This window comes from Nitrospira sp. BLG_2, assembly GCF_049222245.1.
On the sequence record NZ_JBLYIG010000533.1, the window covers coordinates 1 to 7,216 of the forward strand.

General features: G+C 53.2%; 10 protein-coding genes and 1 tRNA gene. 6 read left to right on the plus strand and 5 right to left on the minus strand.

Annotated features, from left to right (window positions below; genetic code table 11):
- The 3 genes from ACOSYY_RS14260 to ACOSYY_RS14270 all read right to left on the minus strand — a co-directional run.
- A partial coding sequence (locus tag ACOSYY_RS14260; RefSeq protein WP_421663189.1) for a bifunctional nuclease family protein occupies nucleotides 1-384 on the minus strand: 384 nt, incomplete at its 3' end.
- Nucleotides 336-791, minus strand: a complete 456-nt coding sequence (locus ACOSYY_RS14265) for a bifunctional nuclease family protein (RefSeq protein ID WP_421663190.1) — start codon at nucleotides 789-791, stop codon at nucleotides 336-338. The genes ACOSYY_RS14260 and ACOSYY_RS14265, both read right to left, overlap by 49 nt.
- 161 nt (nucleotides 792-952) lie before the next feature.
- The gene (locus tag ACOSYY_RS14270; RefSeq protein WP_421663191.1) at nucleotides 953-1,234 is read right to left on the minus strand and encodes a Fe(2+)-trafficking protein; all 282 of its coding nucleotides are present in this window, start codon (nucleotides 1,232-1,234) and stop codon (nucleotides 953-955) included.
- 327 nt (nucleotides 1,235-1,561) lie between these two features.
- On the opposite strand from ACOSYY_RS14270, the gene ACOSYY_RS14275 reads away from it, so the two are divergent.
- Nucleotides 1,562-1,756, plus strand: a complete 195-nt coding sequence (locus ACOSYY_RS14275; RefSeq protein WP_421663192.1) for a hypothetical protein — start codon at nucleotides 1,562-1,564, stop codon at nucleotides 1,754-1,756.
- A 73-nt stretch (nucleotides 1,757-1,829) separates the two neighbouring features.
- Here the strand turns inward: ACOSYY_RS14275 and ACOSYY_RS14280 are convergent, their stop codons facing one another.
- Nucleotides 1,830-2,399 carry a 2OG-Fe(II) oxygenase gene (locus tag ACOSYY_RS14280; RefSeq protein WP_421663193.1) on the minus strand — a complete coding sequence of 190 codons (570 nt, stop codon included), beginning with the start codon at nucleotides 2,397-2,399 and terminating at the stop codon, nucleotides 1,830-1,832.
- 291 nt (nucleotides 2,400-2,690) lie between these two features.
- On the opposite strand from ACOSYY_RS14280, the gene ACOSYY_RS14285 reads away from it, so the two are divergent.
- The 3 genes from ACOSYY_RS14285 (at nucleotide 2,691) to ACOSYY_RS14295 (ending at nucleotide 4,218) form a co-directional block, all read left to right on the plus strand.
- Nucleotides 2,691-2,777 (plus strand) — tRNA-Leu (locus ACOSYY_RS14285).
- A 305-nt stretch (nucleotides 2,778-3,082) separates the two neighbouring features.
- Nucleotides 3,083-3,847 (plus strand): hypothetical protein, encoded by a 765-nt coding sequence (locus ACOSYY_RS14290; RefSeq protein ID WP_421663194.1) that lies wholly within the window; start codon nucleotides 3,083-3,085, stop codon nucleotides 3,845-3,847.
- Nucleotides 3,848-3,957: 110 nt separating this feature from the next.
- Nucleotides 3,958-4,218 carry a sulfurtransferase TusA family protein gene (locus ACOSYY_RS14295; protein WP_421663196.1) on the plus strand — a complete coding sequence of 87 codons (261 nt, stop codon included), beginning with the start codon at nucleotides 3,958-3,960 and terminating at the stop codon, nucleotides 4,216-4,218.
- Here ACOSYY_RS14295 and rsmI read toward each other — a convergent pair.
- Entirely contained in the window at nucleotides 4,182-4,934 is a 753-nt protein-coding gene (rsmI, locus tag ACOSYY_RS14300) for a 16S rRNA (cytidine(1402)-2'-O)-methyltransferase (RefSeq protein WP_421663197.1), read from the minus strand. The two genes, ACOSYY_RS14295 and rsmI, sit on opposite strands and share 37 nt — an antisense overlap.
- 111 nt (nucleotides 4,935-5,045) lie before the next feature.
- Between rsmI and ccsA the strand changes: the two genes are divergently transcribed.
- On the plus strand, nucleotides 5,046-5,849 hold the full coding sequence (ccsA, locus tag ACOSYY_RS14305) for a cytochrome c biogenesis protein CcsA (RefSeq protein ID WP_421663198.1): 804 nt from the start codon (nucleotides 5,046-5,048) through the stop codon (nucleotides 5,847-5,849).
- 18 nt (nucleotides 5,850-5,867) lie between these two features.
- Nucleotides 5,868-7,216: glutamyl-tRNA reductase (gene hemA / locus ACOSYY_RS14310; protein ID WP_421663199.1), on the plus strand; the 1,349-nt coding region annotated here is incomplete at its 3' end.

Genomic DNA, 7,216 nt, shown 5'->3' on the forward strand with positions numbered 1-7,216 from the left:
ATTTTCGAGGAAGACGGTCGCATAGTATGTACTGCTCTTGACGTCCGTGAGGACCGTTCGTTCCATCTTGATGCCGAGGTGCTCGCCGAAGCTTTTGATCAGATCGTGGCTCATGGGTCGTGGCGTGGTCGATGTGTCCAGGGCGCGTCTGATGGCTTCACCTTCCGATGCTCCCACCCATACCATGAAATGTTCCGCGGCGCCGTCGACTCGGGTCAGTACGACGATCCTGGTATCCGTCGTCGAGTCTTCTACAACTCGATGGACCGTCAGCTGTATCAACGGGTCGGTCGTTTGTGAGGTGTGCTCTTCCATACGACAATCAGGATAGTTCGTCAGGAATCCAATTTCCCGAAGTCCTCTGGCTTCAGGTTCTCCAGCCACTGATCGAGTTCTTCCGAGCTCTGCTTTCGAATCACGGACTCACTCGCAAAAATAGGAGCCTGAGTCCGAAGCGCGAGGGCGATGGCGTCGCTGGGACGGGAATCGACTGTATACTCCGAGTCTGCGTACGTCAAATGCACTTTGGCAAAATAGGTATGTTCGTTCAGGTCCGTAATTACCACACTAATGACTTTGGCGTTGAATGCATCCAGGTATGACTTCATAAAGTCGTGCGTCATCGGGCGGGGAGGGGCGACATTCTCAATCGCCAGGCTGATCGAGCTGGCTTCCGATTTCCCGACCCATATCGGCAGCATCTCCGACTGATCGTCGTCCCGCAGTATGACGATATAGGCATTGTTGTAGGGGTCAAACATGAGCCCCTTGACTTGCATCTGCGTGATCATTCTGTGGACCGAAATCCTTCCTTTTCCGCTTCAAGGAGTTAAGTGAATGGCAGAGCGAGGTACCCTAGCACTTTCGGACAAGTCAAGTCAACGAACTCAGCGACATCCAAGGAGAAACTTGAAGCATACTGACTAAAACTCTTTCCTAAAGAAATGCGTGATCAGCTGGTCGGCGGACGATAGTTTTCGGCCACTTTCGACGAATCAACCTGTTCCCCTAATTTCAAGAACGCCTTCATCTGCTTGCGAACGAGTTCGCGGCCGCTCTCATCGCCAAGATTGACTTGATATTCATTGATGACCATCACGCGCATGCCTTCCCACTTTTTCCAGCAGTCGGTGCAGACCTTGCTTTTCACTTCCGACTCAAGCTTGCCGAGAAACAATGGAGCGGTGATCGCTTCGCCGGTTTGTCCGCATGTCACGCAAGAAACTTCTGCCATAATCTAAAGCGCTCCTTTTTTCGATGTTATGCAGGTGAATAATTAAGGGCTGAAATCCAGACCTTATTGACCGGCATTCTATCAGAGATGTTCTGATGAAGAAAAGATCGGCTCACGCCCATGATCTTTGCACCTTGAACTATGAACTATACAAAAATCGAACAGTAAATCTGCTGTCCGGTCTAATCCGAAACAGACGATCCTCTCGCAGTATTTTGTTCCCTCGCGATTCGCAACCGCACAACTTCGACTCTCGAATAGACGTCAGTAGGAACGACGCTCGTCGATCGGAGATCCCGTCGATTAGGTGGGAGAGGAAGGTGAATCATGCAGCTCATGATGACGGTTCGTTCCTGGTTTCCTGTGTTCATGGTCCTCAGTGCGCTTGTGTTTGCCGGCGTAACTCCGGCTGATGTCAGACCGGACGAAGGTGAAGCTCTCACGTATTTAGGGAAGGCGTGCGATCTCAAAAAATCAACTGGCCGTGGGATTACGCTGTTGAAGAATGGCGAACTAACATGAAGTGGACTGCTACTGTTCTGGTCTCATAGGTAACGTAGATTTCTTGATATACGTCGAACGCGGCGGTGCAATTTTATAGCTTGTACATGACATCGGTACGCAGCACATATTTCTGTCCACTTTGCACGATAGCGCCTTCGTGCCAGATGGAATGGAGGAACACCAATGCCGCTCCTATTGTTGGCTTCACGGTCAAGTAAGGACATCTTCGAGCGACCTGTTCCATGTCTGCAAAGAATCGTGTTTCTCCTCCTGTCATGTCGTCGTTCAGATAAATCAAGAACGTCACCTCACTCTTCTCGTGTGTTTCAAGCGACATGTACGATCCATCCCGATGAGGCTGGAAGGTCTGTCCTGGGCGATAGCGGTAGAATCGCCAACGTTCGTTGAACCCGACCAGGCGACGACTTTCGGCCACCTGCGGTAGCCATGGCGCTGCTCGGCAAAACAACGTGTCTGCCAAAGATTTATCGTCGACCAGGAGGCGTTCATTGTTTCTGATGCCCTCGGCCACGACACCACCGACTGTCCCAATTTCATAGGTGAGACCTTCGCTCCGACGGATCAGTGCCACACACTCGTCGCTCGTTAAAAATTTGTGTAGGACGAATACCTTATCGGAATCCAATTCTTCCTTAATCATGAGTGGTCTCTGCGGCCTGCTCTGTGAATGCGGTATAGCAACTGCAACATTACCGCAGCTTGTAGAATCGTCAAATGGAATCGGATCTTCAGGTCTCCGGCGAAAAAATGTCTGGCAGGGATTCTCTCGTCATTCATTCCTGCAATAGGCTGGCATGGAATGCCGCCATGTATACACGAATAGCCGAAATCTGTTTCGAGCGACTTGCCAGCGGAGACGGGATAGTTGCCGATTGACCCTCTGACGGTGGCCTGCTAGAAACACATCCGGTGACGGTAGCAGCTGGAGTATGCCCGGATGGCGGAACTGGCAGACGCGCCGGACTCAAAATCCGGTTCTGGCGACAGAGTGGGAGTTCGACCCTCCCTCCGGGCACCAGCGTAACACTCACGTTCATTCATTTGCTTTTAAAAATGGGGTACGATCCTTGTAGATCTTTTGTATTCCAAGGATGATAAGGATGATTAAGTGGAGGGGCGTTGGAAGGCGACAATTGATCCGATTCTGATCCGATTCGACGACCCTCTTGACAGCGCCGTGTTATTAGCCTACTTTCTGCCATATTTCTCAGTGTGTGTATTCATTTATAATGATTCAGACAAGAAGCAATGAACCTCTCACGATGATCCTTGATTTCTTTCTACAGAACTACCCGTCCACTTACTTTTTTAAGGAGGCAGCATATGCGTAACGTGTTGGCACTGGCAGCCGCAATGCTTTGTGTCGGCTCTCTGAGTGTTGCGGTGGCGCAAGAGCGATTGCAACAGTCTGGTGGGTCCGCAATGGGTGTGGGAACAGGGGTCGGCGATGTTTCCGGAAATGCCAATCGGGTCCAGGCCTTTGATCGAAGTGCGTTCCTTGATCGACTTTCCTTGCCTGAGACGATCTTTGGCCGTGTCCTGGGGATAGATTTTCCAGCGGGGAAGATGCTTCTGGAGACGGGCGGAAGCTCGCATGACGAAGGCCGCGCGGGAACCGGAGCCATGAGCTCGCTGACTGTCTACTTCGACGGAAGAACCAACCTGGATCAGTTTAGGCCGTTGAACAGCGGCGATGATATTGCTGTTCAAGTGGTAGAAGAGACTTCGCCTCAGCAACCGTTCGGCACAGGCCGCAAACTGGTTCGCGAGGTGCACGTGCTGCGAGGCAACGAGAAACTCGCCGGATTTGGCGGCCTAGGGCAGCGACCGAACCCTTCCACGGAGCGGGCCCTCGAGACCACTAGTGCCACGACAACGGGTGGGGTGGCAGGATCCGTATTGCCCGGCAAGATCACCGGAACTGTGGACACCACCATCGGCGAGTTCACTGGGGCAGCTCCTTGTTGGAATTGCGAACCTCAACCGGGATGGGGGTATAAAACTGTGGCTCCGGAAACAAAGGTGCCCAACATATCCGACTATGGAACTGACGCGTCAAAGCCGAATTTGGTAAAGGGATTCAATTAAGACGCTCTGGAGGTCTGGTTTTTTTGCAGGGGGCAGCTTTCGCTGCCCCTTTTTCATTGAGCTAGGGATCTCTGCTGGTTTTCCAGAATCATCGTTAGCCTGAGGATGCGATGAACGAACATCAGAATTTGCCTGAAGTGCCGGTGTTCGAGCTTGACCTTCGTGGAGTAATTTGCCCCTACAACTTCGTGAAGACGAAGCTCAAGTTAGAGACACTGAAGCAAGGGCAGGTGCTTTCGGTGCTTCTTGATGATGGAGATCCCATTCGCAATGTCCCTCGCAGCGTCGAGAACGAAGGTCATACGGTCTTATCGCAGGAACGAGTCGACCAGGCCTACCGGGTTTTGATCCGTCGAGAGGAGAATGACTGAGCGCAGTCTCCTTGGATATCCCATTCCGTCCCATCTCTTCCTTCAAGAACGAGTGTCACTTCCCGCCTCCGAGCAGGGAGGAGCCGCTCACGGACCTTACAAGCGGTCCCGCGAACGATGTGCTCGTTCGGTCTTGTTAAGTCGTAGGCCACAGCCACGAAACATTGGGGAGAGATGTCATCCAGGGTCTTCAGAATACGCGCGACCATTGTTTCTGTGCAGAAGGCCACAGTCGGGCCTTTTCTCCTCAGGGAATCGTTAAGGGTTTGGGCGATACGTGTGGGGGCGCTCGGCAGATGTCCAAGAAAATAGAAGGAATCGCAAGGGAACCCTGCGACGGTCAGGGCCGCGATAATCGCAGAGGGACCGGGTACTGGAACCACTCGGATATCATGTGCATGAGCGGCCGCTACGAGTATATAGCCCGGGTCGGCGACGAGGGGGGACCCGCAATCGGATACGAACGCGACGTCACTTCCTCGCTGTAACCGGTGTAAAAGAACCGCTGCTTTCTCTCTCAGATTTCCGGGCCCGTAACTCGTCACTGTCGCCTGAATCCCGTGATGCATAAGGAGTTCTTGGGTCATGGTCGGATCTTCGGAAGCGATAATGTCTACTTCGCCGAGGATTCGGATGGCACGCACGGTCACATCATCAGGATGCCCGATGGATACCGCCACCATGTAGAGCGTTCCTTTCCGATTAAGGGGACTCACAGAAGTCTTTGAAGCTCCTAGGTTTTGTTGACTCCGTTTGGTCGGCATCGATATAATTTCCCACTTATTTCATTGACGTTCGTTCTTAGGCACTTCAGGGGGTGGTTCCCGATGGCAGCCGTTTGTTTCATGATCACGCTGGTACTGTACATCGTGGCCACGGTGTCGTTTCTTTCCTATTCGCTGCGACGCTCGGAAGCCTTGTCACAGGTGTCGTCGGGACTTACTGCCGTAGGTTTTGCTTCCCACACTTTCGCCCTCGGGGCGAGAATGGCAGATGTCTCATCGTCAGTGCCGCCCAGCTTTTCCGATGCCCTGTCGTTTTTTTCCTGGATGATCATCCTGGTGTTTTTAGTCGTCGAGTTCCGCCATCGGATTCATGTGCTTGGATCCTTCATGGTGCCGTTAGCCGTGGTCTCATTGATCTCGGCCGCAGCCCTTCCAGAGACGGTACCTCCTCTCCAGCCGGTGTTCAAGACCTTGTGGTTTCATGTCACGCTCAGCATGCTGGGCGCCGTAGGGTTTACCGTGGCATTCGTGGCGGGTGTGATGTATCTGATCCAAGATCGATTCCTCAAGTCGAAGCAGTTCAACGTTCTCTATAGCAAGCTCCCTGCGTTAGACTTTCTCGATCACCTCAATCAACAATCCATCGTGTTGGGGTTTCCTTTGCTTACGCTGGGAATCGTGACGGGAGCCATCTCGGCTCAATTTGCACGCGGATCTTATGTGAGCTGGAATCCCGAGCAAACCTGGGCGGTCGTCACTTGGCTCTTCTATTTCATCGTATTGCTCGGAAGACTGACCATAGGGTGGAGGGCCAAACGCGCGGCCTATCTGACGGTCATCGGATTCGCCTGCGTGATCCTCACGTTGGTAGGCGTCGTTCTTAAAGGACATACTGCGGTGTCGTAACATGCGTCTGATCGTCCCATGCATCTGATCGTCGTAGGATTAAGCCACAAGACGGCTCCGGTCGAGATCCGAGAGAGGTTGGCGGTTCCCGAAAGCCGTCTGGGCGAGGCCCTCACCCGCCTGTGTTCCTATCCCGGCGTCAAGGAAGGCATCCTCCTCTCGACCTGTAATCGCGTCGAGGTCTACTCCGTTGTCGACGACATTGAAGCCGGATATGGACGTATCCAGGAATTTCTAGCCGACACGCATTTGTCGTTGTCTTCCGAACAGCTGACCCCGCACCTCTATTGGCATACGGGGGATCGAGCGATTGGTCACTTGTTCAGAGTCGCCGCCAGCCTTGATTCAATGATAATCGGCGAATCTCAAATCCTGGGCCAACTTAAAAATTCGTTTGAGGTGGCGTTGGCCCATAAGACGACCGGCCTCATCATGAACAAGGTCGTCAAGAAGGCGATTTCGGTAGCCAAGCGCGTGCGGACCGAAACGAAAATCTCGGAAATGGCGGTGTCGGTCAGTTATGCCGCCGTTGAGCTGGCCAAGAAGATCTTTTCGAATCTGCACGAGAAGACGGTGTTGTTGGTCGGTGCCGGGGAGATGGCGAAGTTGGCCGCGCGCCATTTGGTCGCTCATGGCGTGGGACATGTGCGTATCACGACGAGGACGCCACAACATGCGGTCGATTTTGCCGCCAAGTTCGGTGGCACGGCGGTCCCATTCGATCAGTTCAAGGATGATATGGCCTCAGCGGATATTGTGATCGTCTCTACGGGCGCGGCACATTATCTGGTCGGCACCGAGGATGTGCATCGCGCGGTCGAAGAACGCATGAACCGTCCGATGTTTTTGATCGATATTTCAGTTCCGCGAAACATCGATCCGGCCGTTCGTCATGTCGACAATGCGTTTCTCTTTGATATTGATGATCTCAAACATCGAGTTGAACAGAACCGAGCTGAACGAGTGCAAGAGGCGGAGAAGGCCGAGAAGATGGTTCTTGAAGAAGTGACCACCATGCTGGACTGGATGAAATCCCTGGAGGTCACTCCCACGATCGTCGCGCTCAGGAGCCGTGTCGCTGACATGAAGCGGGCGGAGGTCGATAAAGTACTGGCGCGCTTGCCGCATTTGTCCGCCCAGGACCGTGAATTGGTCGAAAGCCTCGCCTCCTCGATTGTAAATAAATTGATCCATCGCACGATGGTCACCCTCAAGGCCGAAGTCAACTCTTCAAGCGGTCCTGCGTTTGTCGAAGCGGCGCGTCGGTTTTTTTCTCTCGATGGGCAATCCGGTCAACAAATCGAGACCTATACGGAGTCGCGGCGTTGCCCTAGCAAGAGTTCCGCGGAGTCGGGTGCCGAGGATCC